The 13,984-nt window shown below is 72.6% G+C and carries 14 protein-coding genes; 8 read left to right on the top strand and 6 right to left on the bottom strand.

Translation table 11 applies throughout. The annotated features are described in order from the left end of the window. Positions 1 to 99: 99 nt before the first annotated feature. From solA to ACFXOZ_RS25370, 5 genes are all read right to left on the bottom strand, one after another. Positions 100 to 1,260 carry an N-methyl-L-tryptophan oxidase gene (gene solA / locus ACFXOZ_RS25390; protein WP_380531383.1) on the bottom strand — a complete coding sequence of 387 codons (1,161 nt, stop codon included), beginning with the start codon at positions 1,258 to 1,260 and terminating at the stop codon, positions 100 to 102. After that, the gene (locus ACFXOZ_RS25385) at positions 1,257 to 2,201 is read right to left on the bottom strand and encodes an EamA family transporter (protein WP_375894703.1); all 945 of its coding nucleotides are present in this window, start codon (positions 2,199 to 2,201) and stop codon (positions 1,257 to 1,259) included. The genes solA and ACFXOZ_RS25385 overlap by 4 nt, the downstream gene beginning before the upstream one ends. Beyond that, positions 2,194 to 3,060 (bottom strand): methyltransferase, encoded by an 867-nt coding sequence (locus ACFXOZ_RS25380; protein WP_380592805.1) that lies wholly within the window; start codon positions 3,058 to 3,060, stop codon positions 2,194 to 2,196. The genes ACFXOZ_RS25385 and ACFXOZ_RS25380 overlap by 8 nt, the downstream gene beginning before the upstream one ends. Before the next feature lie 94 nt (positions 3,061 to 3,154). After that, on the bottom strand, positions 3,155 to 3,955 hold the full coding sequence (gene proC / locus ACFXOZ_RS25375) for a pyrroline-5-carboxylate reductase (RefSeq protein ID WP_380592803.1): 801 nt from the start codon (positions 3,953 to 3,955) through the stop codon (positions 3,155 to 3,157). Between the two features lie 326 nt (positions 3,956 to 4,281). Continuing rightward, positions 4,282 to 4,962 carry a PH domain-containing protein gene (locus ACFXOZ_RS25370; protein WP_375894695.1) on the bottom strand — a complete coding sequence of 227 codons (681 nt, stop codon included), beginning with the start codon at positions 4,960 to 4,962 and terminating at the stop codon, positions 4,282 to 4,284. A gap of 247 nt (positions 4,963 to 5,209) precedes the next feature. Here ACFXOZ_RS25370 and deoC point away from each other — a divergent pair, with 247 nt between their 5' ends. From deoC to ACFXOZ_RS25345, 5 genes are all read left to right on the top strand, one after another. Continuing rightward, complete coding sequence (deoC, locus tag ACFXOZ_RS25365) at positions 5,210 to 6,196, top strand: deoxyribose-phosphate aldolase (protein ID WP_375894692.1); 987 nt, start codon at positions 5,210 to 5,212, stop codon at positions 6,194 to 6,196. 5 nt (positions 6,197 to 6,201) lie between these two features. Beyond that, positions 6,202 to 7,683 (top strand): aldehyde dehydrogenase family protein, encoded by a 1,482-nt coding sequence (locus ACFXOZ_RS25360; protein WP_375894689.1) that lies wholly within the window; start codon positions 6,202 to 6,204, stop codon positions 7,681 to 7,683. Further along, positions 7,676 to 8,581 (top strand): aldehyde dehydrogenase family protein, encoded by a 906-nt coding sequence (locus ACFXOZ_RS25355; RefSeq protein WP_380531374.1) that lies wholly within the window; start codon positions 7,676 to 7,678, stop codon positions 8,579 to 8,581. The genes ACFXOZ_RS25360 and ACFXOZ_RS25355 overlap by 8 nt, the downstream gene beginning before the upstream one ends. A 211-nt stretch (positions 8,582 to 8,792) precedes the next feature. Beyond that, positions 8,793 to 9,200 carry a hypothetical protein gene (locus ACFXOZ_RS25350; protein WP_380531372.1) on the top strand — a complete coding sequence of 136 codons (408 nt, stop codon included), beginning with the start codon at positions 8,793 to 8,795 and terminating at the stop codon, positions 9,198 to 9,200. A gap of 74 nt (positions 9,201 to 9,274) precedes the next feature. After that, positions 9,275 to 9,913 carry an ATP-binding protein gene (locus ACFXOZ_RS25345; protein ID WP_380531369.1) on the top strand — a complete coding sequence of 213 codons (639 nt, stop codon included), beginning with the start codon at positions 9,275 to 9,277 and terminating at the stop codon, positions 9,911 to 9,913. A gap of 194 nt (positions 9,914 to 10,107) precedes the next feature. Here the strand turns inward: ACFXOZ_RS25345 and ACFXOZ_RS25340 are convergent, their stop codons facing one another. After that, positions 10,108 to 10,770 carry a SigE family RNA polymerase sigma factor gene (locus ACFXOZ_RS25340; RefSeq protein ID WP_375894809.1) on the bottom strand — a complete coding sequence of 221 codons (663 nt, stop codon included), beginning with the start codon at positions 10,768 to 10,770 and terminating at the stop codon, positions 10,108 to 10,110. Positions 10,771 to 11,356: 586 nt separating this feature from the next. Between ACFXOZ_RS25340 and ACFXOZ_RS25335 the strand changes: the two genes are divergently transcribed. From ACFXOZ_RS25335 to ACFXOZ_RS25325, 3 genes are read left to right on the top strand one after another with little or no spacing between them, the layout of a single operon-like run. Beyond that, entirely contained in the window at positions 11,357 to 12,034 is a 678-nt protein-coding gene (locus ACFXOZ_RS25335; protein ID WP_063349065.1) for a response regulator transcription factor, read from the top strand. Between the two features lie 44 nt (positions 12,035 to 12,078). Then, positions 12,079 to 13,623 (top strand): ATP-binding protein, encoded by a 1,545-nt coding sequence (locus ACFXOZ_RS25330; protein WP_380592801.1) that lies wholly within the window; start codon positions 12,079 to 12,081, stop codon positions 13,621 to 13,623. Next, positions 13,620 to 13,934, top strand: coding sequence for a hypothetical protein (locus tag ACFXOZ_RS25325; RefSeq protein ID WP_375894678.1), 315 nt, complete (start codon positions 13,620 to 13,622; stop codon positions 13,932 to 13,934). Before ACFXOZ_RS25330 ends, ACFXOZ_RS25325 begins: the two co-directional genes overlap by 4 nt. Positions 13,935 to 13,984: the final 50 nt, after the last annotated feature.

Raw genomic sequence — 13,984 nt, 5'->3', positions numbered from 1 at the left:
TGCCCCGACGCCGGGGGCGGAGGTGGTCATGCGGAGGGCTCCTAGGGAGTGGTGGGGGGGGGGCGGGCGGGGGCCCCCCCCCCCCGCGTCCGGGGGAGGTCAGCGGTCGCCGGCCGCTCCCGCGCCGAACCGGTCGCCCGCGAAGGGCGCCAGGTCGACCGGCGCGGGCTCGCCCAGCGCCAGGGCGGCCGCGCACTCGCCCACCGCGGGGGCGAACTTGAACCCGTGCCCCGAGCAGGCCGAGGTGTGGACGATCCGCGGGTCCGCCGGCGAGCGGTCGATGATGAAGCTGCCGTCCGGGGTCAGGGTGTAGTAGCAGTAGCGCGCCCGGGGTGCCTCCGGCTGGACGCCGGTGAAGATCCGGGCCACCATCCGGGCCATCTCCTCCCGCTCCTGCGCCGAGACCTCGCGGCGCGCCAGGTCGGTCGGGTCCCCGGGCGTCTGCTGGCGGTTGTGGAAGCCGATCTTGACCTCGCGGCCGCCCTCGCCCCACTCGGGCACGCCGTAGACGACCTGTCCGTCGGCGCTCTCGTACAGGAAGGCCGGGAAGCCCTCGGTGCCCAGCTTCGGGTCCGCCCGGAACCAGTAGACCGGGACCCGCATCGGGCTCAGGTGCCGCGCCGTGGACGGTGCGAGCGGTCCCTTCATCCAGGGGCCGGTCGCGACGACGACGGCGTCGCAGGAGAGCGTCCCGCCGGAGCGCAGCCGTACGGTCACGCCGCTGGCGGCCGACCGCAGGTCCACCACCTCCTCGCCGAAGCGGATCGAGGCCCCCCGGCGGACCGCCTCGTCGATCATCGCCAGCCGGGCCCGGTTGGCCAGGACGGTGTAGGCGCCGGGTTCGTACAGCGCCTTCATGTCGGCGCCGACGCCGAACCACGGGAAGCGCCCGTTGAGCTGCTCGGCGTTCCAGACCTCGTGCGCGATGCCGCCGGTCTCCGCGGTCTGCCGGCTGAGGTCCACCACGCCGCTGGACTCGGCCCCGACGAAGACCCCGCCGGTGCGCATCAGCAGGGTGTCCCCGTACGCGGCCTCCAGGTCCGTCCACCGCTCGTGGGCGCGCTCCAGCAGCGGGAGGTAGTCGGTCCCCTCCCAGTAGGCCCGCCGGAAGATGCGGGTCTCGCCGTGCGAGGACCCGAAGCGGTGCGTCGGGCCGTGGGCGTCGACGGCGAGCACCCGCGCGCCCCGTTCGGCCAGTGCCTGGGCCGCCGCCGCGCCGAACACCCCCAGGCCGATGACCAGTACGTCGCCCGTTCTCACAGCCGTACCCCCTTCTCGACCGGTGCCGCGACCGGCCCGGACTGCGGACGCGCCCGGCGGACGCGCAGCGCCGATTCGATGACGATGGAGACCAGTGACAGCCAGACCACGGCGAAGCAGATCAGCGTGTTGGCGGACGGCCGCTGGTGGTACCAGACCAGCGCGACGACGAGCTGGGTCGTCGGCAGCACGTACTGGATGAACCCCGTCGCGGTCAGGCTGACCTTCTTCGCGCCGAAGGCGATCAGCCACAGCGGTGTGACGGAGACCAGGCCGCACACCGCGAGCAGCACGAAGTCCGTGTGCCCGGCGGACGGCCCCGGGTCGAGCGAGTAGCCCGTGGTGAGGACGGCGATCCCGATGCCGAGCGCCAGCAGGGCCGTCTCCAGGGTCAGCCCGGTGACCGGGTCGGCGGTGGTGAGCTTCTTGAGGAAGGTGTACACCCCCCACGTCAGGCCGATCGTGACGTACACCCACCAGTCGAGCTCGGTGCTGCGCACGATGAGCAGCACGACGCCCAGCAGGCACAGGCCGAGCGCGACGCGGCGCAGCCGCCCGAGCGGTTCGCCCATCACCAGCGTCCCGAGGACGACGGTGACCGCCGGGGCGATGAGGTAGCCGAGGCCGGTCTCGATGACCCGCCCGTGGATCGAACCCCAGATGAACGTGAGCCAGTTGATGCAGACCAGCACCGCCGCGGTCAGGTGCACCAGCACCAGCCTCGGGGTGGCGGCCGTGCGGGCGGCGGCCCGGAACCGCCCCAGCAGCGCGAGCGCGCCGCACAGCGTCACCAGCGACACCAGGATGCGGTAGCCGAGCAGCGTCTCCGGCGGCACGTGCGCCAGGGCCCGCCAGAACAGCGAGGACGAGCCGAGGATGACGTTGGCGACCGCGATCGCGGCCAGGCCCGCCGGAGCGCCCCGGCCGCGTACGCTACCCATCCGCCCGCCTCTCCCCCCGGCGGGCCAGGCGGCATTCGACGATCTCGTACGACCAGTAGAGGGTCCCGTCGCCGGCGATGCTGAAGGCCGCGCCGTGGTGCTCCTTCCAGTGGTGGAACTCCCTGGTCAGCACCTGTCTGGAGGCGTGCCACTCCCTGGTGTACAGGAACAGCGGGAAGCTGTGCCGCTCGATCAGCCGGAACTCCAGAGGGCCGGCGCTGCCCGCCGGCCCGCCGAGTCGGCGGAGCACGTCCTGGATGCCCGTCATGGAGTTGAGGCCGACGACGGCGCGCCCGGTGTCGGTCAGGTGGTGCGGGAGGTCGCGCAGGAAGCCGAGGAGGACCTCCTCCCCGGAGAACATGGCCGACAGTTCGAGGTCGGCGAGCCCCTGCTGCCGCAGTTCGCGCCGGCAGTCCGCGGACGGGGTGCGCCAGCCGGGCGGGTTGAAGACGACGAGGTCGAACCTGCGGTCCGCGGCCGGGCTCTGGAACAGGCTGCCCGCGTCGTACCGGACGATCCGGTCGCCGAAGTTGAGCTGCTCGTTCTCCGCGGCGGTCTTCAACGCGGGGATCGACACGTCCGTCGCCACGATGTCGCGGGCGCCCAGGCTGCGCATCAGCAGGGCCAGGGCCCCGCTGCCGGTGCCCATGTCGAGGACCGAACCGCCCAGGACGGACCGGTCGAGGGTGCGCACCAGGACGTCGCCGAGGCTCAGCCCGGCGGGGCTGACCTTGAAGACGCCTTGGCGGTCCTGGAGTCGGAGGCTGTGCCCGAGGCCGAAGTACACCTCGTAGTGCTCCTCGGAATGCACCGCCGCGGTTCTGTCGCCGGGATTGTGCTGCCGGATCACGCCCAGCATGATTCCCCCTCCAATGGAATTCTCGGTCGAGTTCTCGGCCGGTTCCCCGGCCGCACCGCATTCACCGGGGCGGCGGCCGCCGTGGCACGCGCATTCACCGGCCGATTCCGCCCAGTTCACGCGAACGGTCGGCGGAGCGGGTCAAACCCCCCACGAGCACGCCTTGCAGCCCCAGCTCCTGGAAATGGAAGATTCCCTGTTCGGTCGTTCCCCCCGGGGTCATGACCTGTCGGCAGAGCTCCTCGGGAGAGTGCTCGGTCGCATCCAGGAGTTCCGCGGTGCCGCGCAGTACCTGGGTGGTCATCGACCGGGCCTGGGCCCGGTCGAACCCGGCGGTGACGGCGAAGTCGATGAACGCCCCGGCGATGTGGGCGACGAAGGCCGGTCCACCGCCGCAGAGCGCGGTGGCGTCGTCGATGAGGGCCTCGTCGCGCACGGTGAGGGCCCGGCCGATCGAGGACAGCAGCCGTTCGGCGGTCCGCACGTCGGCCACCGGCACGGTGGCGCCGGGGCACAGCACTGTCATGCCCTGCGCGACCTCGGACGGCGTGTTGGGAATCGCCCGGACGACCCGGTCGGTGCGCAGCAGTGCCGTGATGGCCGCGATGCTCACCCCGGCCATCACGGAGATGACCAGGGCCCCCTCGAACGCCCCCGCCTCCTGGTCGGCCGCGAACCCCTCGAAGGCCTGCGGCTGGATGGCGAGGACCACGGCGTCGCCGGGCTGCGGGCGGTACCGGACGACGGGTTCCAGGCCGAATTCCGCGTGCACCAGGCGCGCCCGGGGTTCGGCCGTCTCCACGATTTCGAGCGGAAGGTCCGGAGTTCTCTTCAGGAGTCCGGAAATGATGGCGGTGCCCATGTGCCCGGCACCGATGACGACGACCCGGTCCACGCCGGTTGTCAGACTTTCCCCACTGGTCACATTTCCCCCACTGTCAACGGGCGTCACTCTGGACGCACCAAGCGACGGTCATCACGAATGTGCCTTTTCGGAAGCTTTACAACACCCGCGCCAGCCTATTTATGTGATCATGGACCGACAAGGGACCAAAGGCGGATGGACCGGACAGTTTTTACGACCGTACAAAAACCCATTCGACGGTCGGGCCGCACCACCGCGCCGCCCCTCGCCGTACGTCCGCGCCGCCCCTCGCCGCACCTCCCCCAACGCGAAGGAGCCCGCCGTTTCCGGCGGGCTCCTTCGTGGTGCGATCGTCGTCAGACCGCGATCACCGTGATCAGCGCGACCAGGCCGAGCAGCGCCGGGACGATCACCCACCAGCACCAGCGGACGACCACCGGGCCGGCGGCGTCGGGTCGGCGGCCGTTGCGCTCGGCCATCCCCTGGAGGACGTCGGTCACCTGGTCGGACCAGGCCCGGGTCGGGTCCGAGGACCCCTGGACGACCGGGTTGGTCCGGGCGGCGAGGCCCAGCCCCAGGCCCGTCCGGGAGGCGTGCTCGGCGTTGCCGCGGCTCAGCGCCCGGTTGGCCCGCTTGCGCTGGCGCAGCGACACCGGGACGGCCCACACCTGGTACTTCTTCTCGCCGGACAGCAGCTCGACCGAGTACCCGGCCCGCAGCGCGTCGACCGAGGCCCAGGGGACGGTGATGGTGCGCCAGGGGTTGCGGACCACCAGGCGCCGACTGTCGGCGAACACCGCCGGACGCAGCGTGTAGGCGATCACCGGGAGGGCGAACACCGGCAGCGCCGCGAGCGCGACGTACGGGGTCCTGCCGGTGCCGGTCACCGCCGCGTCGCCGATCAGCCAGGCGGCGACGGCGAGCAGGAACACTCCGGAGATCACGCCGGGGACGGAGCGGTACACGCGGTCCGCGTACTCGGGGTCCCCGTCGGGGGCGGCCGGGCCCTGGTGGGGCTTGCCGTCGGATTCGGTCATGGCGTCGATTCTGCCCCATGCACCCCTCACCAGCGGGTCTCGGTCCGGCCACGAATGGCGCCCCGACCCCGGCCGGGGCGCACCCCGGTCGGCACCCCGATCGGCACCCCGGGCCCGGCCGGGCCGCGGCCGGGCCGCGGCCGGGCGGCCCCGTTCGGCCGAGGTCTCGGTCCGGCCACGAAAGGCCACCGGAAAGGTGGGCGCTCTAGCGGTCGGCTACGCGCGTAGATATGCTGGTCTGGTGACTATGTCCACTGTTGCAGCCAATGCCCCCGGCGTTGCGGGCAGCGGCCTCGCGGACGTTGCGGCGTCCGAGGCCTCGCTCCGCCGCTTCCTGCACGGCCTGCCCGGCGTCGACCAGGTCGGCCTCGAAGCCCGCGCCGCGTCCCTCGGGACCCGCTCGATCAAGACCACGGCGAAGGCCCGCGCCATCGACCTGGCGATCTCCATGATCGACCTGACCACGCTCGAGGGCGCGGACACGGTCGGCAAGGTGCGCGCCCTGTGCGCCAAGGGCAGGACCCCCGACCCGACCGACCCGACCACCCCGCGCGTCGCCGCCATCTGTGTCTACCCGGACATGGTCGCCACCGCGAAGGACGCCCTGCGGGGCACCGACATCCAGGTCGCCTCCGTGGCCACCGCCTTCCCGGCCGGCCGCGCCGCCCTCCCGGTCAAGCTCGCCGACACCGCCGACGCGGTGGCCGCGGGCGCCGACGAGATCGACATGGTGATCGACCGGGGCGCCTTCCTCTCCGGCCGCTACTTCGACGTCTTCAACGAGATCGTCGCCGTCAAGGAGGCGTGCAAGCGCGCCGACGGCAGCTACGCCCACCTCAAGGTGATCTTCGAGACCGGCGAGCTGCAGACCTACGACAACGTCCGCCGGGTCTCCTGGCTGGCGATGCTGGCCGGCGCCGACTTCATCAAGACCTCCACCGGCAAGGTCGCCGTCAACGCGACCCCGCCGGTCACCCTGCTGATGCTGGAGGCGGTCCGCGACTTCCGCGCCGCCACCGGCGTCCAGGTCGGCGTGAAGCCGGCCGGTGGCATCAAGACCACCAAGGACGCCATGAAGTACCTGGTGATGGTCAACGAGACCCTCGGCGACGACTGGCTGAGCCCGCACTGGTTCCGCTTCGGCGCCTCCAGCCTGCTCAACGACCTGCTGATGCAGCGCCAGAAGCTCGCCACCGGCCGCTACTCCGGCCCCGACTACGTGACGGTGGACTGATCACCATGGCCAAGAAGAAGAACATCGAGGAGCCCGCGGCCCAGCCGGCCGGAGGCCTCTTCACCTACGCCCCGGCCCCGGAGTCCCCCGCCGCCGCCGGCGACATCGCGACCTCGTACGGCCACTTCATCGGCGGCGAGTTCGTCGACTCCTCCGGCAGCGAGGCCCTCAAGACGGTCAACCCGGCCACCGAGCAGGTGCTCGCCGAGTTCGCCCAGGGCACCGACGAGGACGTGGACCGCGCCGTCGCCGCCGCCCGCAAGGCCTTCGCCGACTGGTCGGCGCTGCCGGGCAGCGAGCGCGCCAAGTACCTGTTCCGGATCGCCCGGATCATCCAGGAGCGCGCCCGCGAGCTGGCCGTGCTGGAGTCGATGGACAACGGCAAGCCGATCCGCGAGACCCGCGACTTCGACATCCCGACCGTCGCCGCCTGGTTCTTCTACTACGCGGGCTGGGCGGACAAGCTCGACTACGCCGGCTACGGCGCCAACCCGCGCCCGCTGGGCGTGGCCGGCCAGGTCATCCCGTGGAACTTCCCGCTGATGATGCTGGCGTGGAAGATCGCACCCGCCCTGGCGACCGGCAACACCGTCGTCCTCAAGCCGGCCGAGACCACCCCGCTGACCGCGCTGCGCTTCGCCGAGATCTGCCGCCAGGCCGGTCTGCCGAAGGGCGTCGTCAACATCGTCACCGGCGACGGCCGCACCGGCGCCGCGCTCACCGCGCACCCGGACGTCAACAAGGTCGCCTTCACCGGCTCCACCCCGGTCGGCCGGGCGATCGCCAAGCAGCTGGCCGGCAGCCGCAAGAAGCTGTCGCTGGAGCTGGGCGGCAAGGCCGCCAACATCGTCTTCGACGACGCGCCGATCGACCAGGCGGTCGAGGGCATCGTCAACGGCATCTTCTTCAACCAGGGCCACGTCTGCTGCGCCGGCTCCCGCCTGCTGGTCCAGGAGTCGATCCAGGACGAGCTGCTGGACGCCCTCAAGCGCCGGATGGGCACCCTGCGGGTCGGCGACCCGCTGGACAAGAACACCGACATCGGCGCGATCAACTCGGCCGCCCAGCTGGCCCGGATCACCGAGCTGACCGCGGCCGGCGAGGCCGAGGGCGCCGAGCGCTGGTCGCCGGAGTGCGAGCTCCCGGGCACCGGCTTCTGGTTCAGGCCGACCCTGTTCACCGGCGTCAGCCAGGCCCACCGGATCGCCCAGGAGGAGATCTTCGGCCCGGTCCTGTCGGTGCTGACCTTCCGCACCCCCGACGAGGCGGTCCAGAAGGCCAACAACACCCCGTACGGCCTCTCCGCCGGCATCTGGACGGAGAAGGGCTCGCGCATCCTCTGGACGGCCAACCGGCTCAAGGCGGGTGTGGTCTGGGCCAACACCTTCAACAAGTTCGACCCGACCTCGCCGTTCGGCGGTTTCAAGGAGTCGGGTTACGGCCGCGAGGGTGGCCGCCACGGTCTGGAGGCCTACCTCGATGTCTGACACGACCTTCGCGCGTCTTGACGTCCTCAAGACCTACAAGCTGTACGTCGGCGGGAAGTTCCCGCGCTCCGAGAGCGGGCGGGTGTACGAGGTGACCGACGCAAAGGGCGAGTGGCTCGCCAACGCCCCGCTGGGTACCCGCAAGGACACCCGCGACGCCGTCCTGGCCGCCCGCGCGGCGGTCAAGGGCTGGGCCGGCACCACCGCGTACAACCGCGGCCAGGTGCTGTACCGGGTGGCCGAGATGCTGCAGGGCCGGCGCGAGCAGTTCGCCGCCGAGGTGGCCGTCTCCGAGGGCATCGGCCCGAAGAAGGCCGCCGCGCTGGTGGACGCCGCGATCGACCGCTGGGTCTGGTACGCGGGCTGGACGGACAAGGTCGCCCAGATCGCGGGCGGCGCCAACCCGGTCGCCGGGCCGTACTTCAACCTCTCCACCCCGGAGCCGACCGGCGTGGTCGGGATCGTCGCCCCGCAGGCCGGGTACGGGCACTCGCTGCTCGGCCTGGTCTCGGTGATCGCCCCGGCGATCGCCACCGGCAACACGGTCGTGGTCGCGGCCGCCGCGGACGCCCCGCTGCCCGCGCTGTCGCTGGGCGAGGTGCTGGCCACCTCGGACCTCCCGGGCGGCGTGGTCAACATCATCTCGGGCCGGACCGCGGACATCGCCCCCACCCTGGCCTCGCACCAGGACGTCAACGCGCTGGACCTCACCGGCGCCGTCGCCGCCGACGGCCCCGGCGCGGCGACCGCGCTGGAGGCCGCCGCCGCCGATACCCTGAAGCGGGTGGTCCGTCCGGAGCTGGACCCGTTCGCCCAGGACTGGACGGATGCGCCCGGTACCGACCGGCTACTCTCCTTCCTGGAGACGAAGACGGTCTGGCACCCGATGGGGATCTGACCCTCCGTCGGTTCCGCATCACAACTCCACAGACTGGCCGTCCCCAGCGCCCTCTCCCCCCAGGGCCCGGACGGTCATTGGACGGACCCGCACCTCTCCCCCCCTGGTGCGGGTCCGTCGACTTTCGTCACCGCCCGCGCGACTTTCGGCGCTCGCCGTGCGTGTGCGTCCGGACCAGAATCCCCGGTACCGACACCACCGAGGAGGCGCCGTGGGAGAGTTGATCGCCGAGCTGATGCCGCTGCTGACGGACGGGTTCGTCCGCCGCTGGCACGTCGCGCGGGTCCGCCGCCGCCTGGCCGCCGGGAAGCCCGCCCGACTGCCCTGCTCCGCCCGGTCCGACCGGCCGGGCTGGCAACACCGCTACACCAACGGCAGGTTGGACGTCACCCCGGGTGCCGCCGCGGTCACCTTCCGCGCCCGCGGGGCCCGCCCGCTCGAACTGCCCACCGGGGGCACCTTCCACGAGCCCGAGCCCGACACCTGGCACTCCCAGGACTGGGCCGCCACCGGCTACCAGCCGCCCGGCGGCGGGCGCCAGGTGTACCTCCAGCTCGACAGCCGCTACCTGCCGGCGCTCCACCTCGCCCTCGCCGGCCCCGACTTCCGGACGGCGTGACGGAGGGCGCCGGCCGGAAGGTGTGATGCAGAACGGTTTCGGCAACCGGCCGGGATGCGTCAGACTGGTGTCCCGTGAGTGACTCCCCCATGAATCCCGTCCCGACGGCCCACGCCCGGGTGATCCTGCTCTCCGGGCCCTCCGGATCGGGGAAGTCCTCGCTGGCCGAACGCAGCGGCCTCCCGGTGCTCCAGCTGGACGACTTCTACAAGGACGGGGACGACCCCACCCTCCCCCGGCTGCCCGACGGCGCCGTGGACTGGGACTCCCCGCTCGCCTGGCACCGCGACCAGGCCGTCGCCGCCATCCGCGCGCTGTACGAGCGCGGGCGCACCGAGGTGCCGGTGTACTCGATCCCGGACAACGGCCGGATCTCCACCCGCGCCCTGGACCTGGACGGCGCCACCGCGTTCATCGCCGAGGGCATCTTCGCCGCCGAGATCGTCACCGAGTGCACCGCCGAGGGCCTGCTCGGCGACGCCCTGTGCCTGCGCAACGGCGCGCTCACCACGGCCTGGCGCCGACTGCGCCGGGACGTCCGGGAAGGCCGCAAGTCGCTGCCGGTGCTGCTGCGCCGGGGCTTGCGACTGATGCGGGCCGAGCGGGCCATCGTCGGACGGCAGGTCGAGCTGGGCTCGTACCCGTGCGCCGGGCCGGAGGCGGAGCGGCGGGTCCGCGCCGCCTCGGGGCGGCGGGAGCTGTCGGCGGTCTGAGCCGCGCCGGGCGGGACCGCCCGAGGACGTACGACGACGGGCCCGGTGCGTCTCCCCCGCACCGGGCCCGTCGCCCACCGAACGGCTTGGGCTCCCCACGAGCGCCGCTCCCCCGAGCCGGCGCCCCCGAACCGCAACCGTCCGCTACCCGTCCCCCGACGGGAGTCCTGTCCCCTGCTCCCCGCTCGCCGCCGTCAGGCGACCAGCTCGCCGAACGCCCGGACGGTGTCGCCCGACTTGTTCAGGTGCTCGTCGTCGCGCAGCCGGCGCAGCGCGCGCCAGATGCTGCTCTTGACCGTGCCGACGCTGATCCCCAGCACGTCGGCGATCTCCGGGTCGGTCTTGCCCTCGTAGTACCGCAGCACCAGCATGGTCCGCTGGTTCTCCGGCAGCTTCGCCAGCGCCTGCCAGAGCACGGTGCGCAGCTCGGTGCCGCCCATCGCGTCGGTGTCGCCGGCCGTCTCCGGCAGCTCCTCGGTCGGGTACTCGTTGACCTTGCGGCGCCGCCAGGCGGAGATGTGCAGGTTGGTCATGGTGCGGCGGAGGTAGCCCCCGACCGCGGCCTTGTCGGTGATCCGGCCCCAGGCCCGGTAGGTGCTGAAGAGCGCGCTCTGCAGCAGGTCCTCGGCCTCGTAGCGGTCACCGGTGAGGTGGTACGCCGTGGCGTACAGGGAGGCGCGGCGCTCGCGCACGTACGCGGTGAACTCCGTGATGTGGTCCTCCGCGACGGCCGGGTGCTCCCCCTGCGCGTCTCCCTGTCCCGCCTCGGTGGTGCGGGCCGGCGCGGGGTTCAGCCGCAGCAGCGTCGCACCGGCGGCCCCGCGACCGGCCGGCTCCCCCGAGCCGACCGTCCGCAGACCGTTCTTCCTCTGGTCGCCCCCCCGGGCGTCCGTGCCCTCGACGCGGACGGGGAGGATCCCCCGCAGCGTGAGGGTGTTGCCGGAGTCGGCCGTACTCCCCAGTCGGCCGATCCCGTACAGCTCCCCCGTCCTGCCGCCGCCGCTCACCCGGCGGGCGACAGGGTTTCCACCGGTGCTGTGCGCGCACCCCCGTACGGTCACGGCACCGGAGTTCTCGTCGGTCCTGATCTCGTACCGGGTCCGGTGGGTGGTCGCTGAGGAACGCGCGGTGCGGACAGCCGGGTTGGTCCGGGTCTGAAGCATGGCGTTCATCGTGCGCCCCCTTGGTTCGGTACGAGCGGTTCCTGTTGCCGCCCTCCAGCCGGCCCTTGCGGCCCGCTGTCCTGCGGCGACATGGAAAATCCTGCCCGCCGGTTGTGATGGCGCTGTCCGCCGACTGTCACAGGGGTGTCACAGGGCCGGGCCCTTCGACCCGTTCCTCCTCCCGCCGTTCCGGACGCCGGCGGCCGTCCTTCCGGTTCCCGTACGGGCGGTGACCGGTCCGGGGGGTGATTCGGCGCTCCCGGTGGGCCAAAATGGGGCCGTGCCTTTCCTCCTACTGATCGAGGACGACGACGCCATCCGGACCGGCCTCGAACTCGCTCTCACCCGCCAGGGCCACCGTGTGGCCACCGCCGCCTCCGGCGAGGACGGTCTGAGGCTCTTCAAGGAGCAGCGGCCCGACCTGATCGTGCTGGACGTGATGCTGCCCGGAATCGACGGCTTCGAGGTCTGCCGTCGGATCCGCCGCACCGACCAGCTGCCGATCATCCTGCTCACCGCCCGCTCGGACGACATCGACGTGGTCGTGGGTCTGGAGTCCGGCGCGGACGACTACGTGGTGAAACCGGTCCAGCCGCGCGTGCTGGACGCCAGGATCCGCGCCGTGCTGCGGCGCGGTGAGCGGGAGAGCTCCGACTCCTCCGCGTACGGCACCGTCGTGATCGACCGGGCCGCGATGACCGTCACCAAGGACGGGCAGGACCTCCAGCTCACCCCGACCGAGCTGCGGCTGCTCCTGGAGCTCAGCCGCCGCCCCGGCCAGGCGCTCTCCCGCCAGCAGCTGCTGCGGCTGGTCTGGGAGCACGACTACCTCGGCGACTCCCGCCTGGTGGACGCCTGCGTCCAGCGGCTGCGGGCCAAGGTCGAGGACGTGCCGTCCGCGCCGACCCTGATCCGCACCGTGCGCGGAGTGGGCTACCGACTGGACCCGCCTGCCTGAGCCCCTCGCCCCCTTCCTGAACTCCCGTACGACGACAGGCTCTTGTGACTGACCATCAGCAGACTGCCCGACGGTTCTCGTCCGGCCCGTGGCGACGGCTGCGCTCCTTGCGGGTGCGGCTGATCGCGGTGTTCGCGGCCGTCGCGCTGCTCGCCGCCGTCTCGGCCTCCGGCATCGCGTACTGGCTGAACCGCGACGCGGTGCTCAAGCGCGCCCAGGACACCGCGCTGAACGACTTCCGGGTCTCGCTCAGCCGCAACGTCTCCGACCTGCCGCTGAACGCCAGTTGCCCGGACCTCGCCACGCTGGCCTCCAACGTGGCGAGCTCCGGCCTGTCCTACGACGTGGTCGTGGTCGACCCGGCGCACCCCGAGTGCCCGGCGGTCTCCTCCGCCCCGACGCGCTTCACCCTGGCCGACGTCCCGGCGGCGCTGCAGTCCACCGTCGCCAAGCCGCGCGAGGTCACCGAGAGCAACCCGTACCCGTACCACCTGTACTGGCAGCGGCAGAACCTGGACGGCCGCCCGTTCGTGATCGGCGGCACCAAGGTGCTGCCGAACGGCCCGACGGCGTACATGTTCAAGTCGCTGGAGAACGAACGGGCCGACCTCAACACCCTGGGCTGGTCACTGGCCATCGCGACCCTGCTCGCGCTGATCGGTTCGGCCCTGCTCGCCCAGGCCGCCTCCTCGACCGTGCTGCGGCCGGTCAAGCGGCTCGGGGAGGCCGCCAAGCGGCTCGGCGAGGGCCACCTGGACACCCGGCTGGAGGTCGAGGGCTCCGACGAACTCGCCGACCTGGCCCGGACCTTCAACCGGGCCGCGGAGTCGCTGCACGAGCAGGTCGAGGAGCTGAGCGCGCGCGAGGCGCAGAGCCGGCGGTTCGTCGCCGACATGTCGCACGAGCTGCGCACCCCGCTGACCGCGATGACCGCGGTGACCGACATCCTGGAGGACGAGGCCGAGTCGCTGGACCCGATGATCGAGCCCGCCGTCCGACTCGTGGTGAGCGAGACCAGGCGGCTGTCCGACCTGGTCGAGAACCTGATGGAGGTCACCCGCTTCGACGCCGGCACCGCCAGGCTGGTCGCCGACGAGGTCGACGTCGCCGACCTGATCATGTCCTGCATCGACGGCCGGGCCTGGTACGACGCGGTCGAACTGGACGCCCCGCGCGGCATCCTGGCCGTGGTCGACCCGCGCCGGCTGGACGTGGTCTTCGCCAACCTGATCGGCAACGCGCTCAAGCACGGCGGCTCGCCGGTGCGGGTCAAGGTCCGGCAGTCCGCGGGCTCGGTCGTGGTCGAGGTCTCCGACAGCGGCCCCGGCATCCCCGAGGACGTGCTGCCGCACGTCTTCGACCGCTTCTACAAGGCCGACCGCGGCCGGGCCCGCTCGGAGGGCAGCGGCCTGGGGCTGTCCATCGCGATGGCCAACGCCCAGATCCACGGGGGGACCATCACGGCGGCGAACGGGGAGGTAGGCGCGGTGTTCACCCTGACGCTGCCGCTGACCCAACAGCCGTCGCCGTCCGCGGGCGGGACCGAGCTCGGCCCCGCCGGCGACGCCGAGCTCAAGGACGCCACGTGACCGCCCCCACCCGCACCGCCCTGCGCCGCACCGCCGGCGTCCTGCTCCTGCTCGCGCTGGCCTCCGGCTGCGGCATCCGGCCGACCGCCGTACCGGTCGACGCCGGCGCGCCCGCCAGCCGGACGGCCTGCCCGAGCGCCCCGCACATACCGACCGCGCTGGCCACCCCGACCCCGCCCGCCCCGGCCGTCACCCCGTCCCGCGGCGCGGCCAAGGCGAGCCCGAGCCCCTCGCCCACCCCGGTGGTGCCGGGCTCGCCGCCGCCCGACAACGTGTTCGGCGCGGTGCCCACGGCGGCGCCCTGCCGGTAGGGCCCGTCCTCGGGCGAGGCGCCCCCCGTCGACTCCGTCGACCCCGTGTG

It is taken from the genome of Kitasatospora sp. NPDC059160, assembly GCF_042755465.1.
Lineage (GTDB): Bacteria > Actinomycetota > Actinomycetes > Streptomycetales > Streptomycetaceae > Kitasatospora.
Note: the sequence above shows the minus strand (reverse complement) of the source record. Positions and strands in the feature narration are given on the sequence as shown.

What these genes read in the sequence shown, in the direction of transcription:
- deoC (WP_375894692.1), top strand. Translation starts at nt 5,210, where the DNA reads ATGTCCACTGTTGCAGCCAATGCCCCCGGCGTTGCGGGCAGCGGCCTC.
- ACFXOZ_RS25370 (WP_375894695.1), bottom strand. Translation starts at nt 4,962, where the DNA reads ATGACCGAATCCGACGGCAAGCCCCACCAGGGCCCGGCCGCCCCCGAC.
- ACFXOZ_RS25355 (WP_380531374.1), top strand. Translation starts at nt 7,676, where the DNA reads ATGTCTGACACGACCTTCGCGCGTCTTGACGTCCTCAAGACCTACAAG.
- ACFXOZ_RS25385 (WP_375894703.1), bottom strand. Translation starts at nt 2,201, where the DNA reads ATGGGTAGCGTACGCGGCCGGGGCGCTCCGGCGGGCCTGGCCGCGATC.
- ACFXOZ_RS25380 (WP_380592805.1), bottom strand. Translation starts at nt 3,060, where the DNA reads ATGCTGGGCGTGATCCGGCAGCACAATCCCGGCGACAGAACCGCGGCG.
- ACFXOZ_RS25360 (WP_375894689.1), top strand. Translation starts at nt 6,202, where the DNA reads ATGGCCAAGAAGAAGAACATCGAGGAGCCCGCGGCCCAGCCGGCCGGA.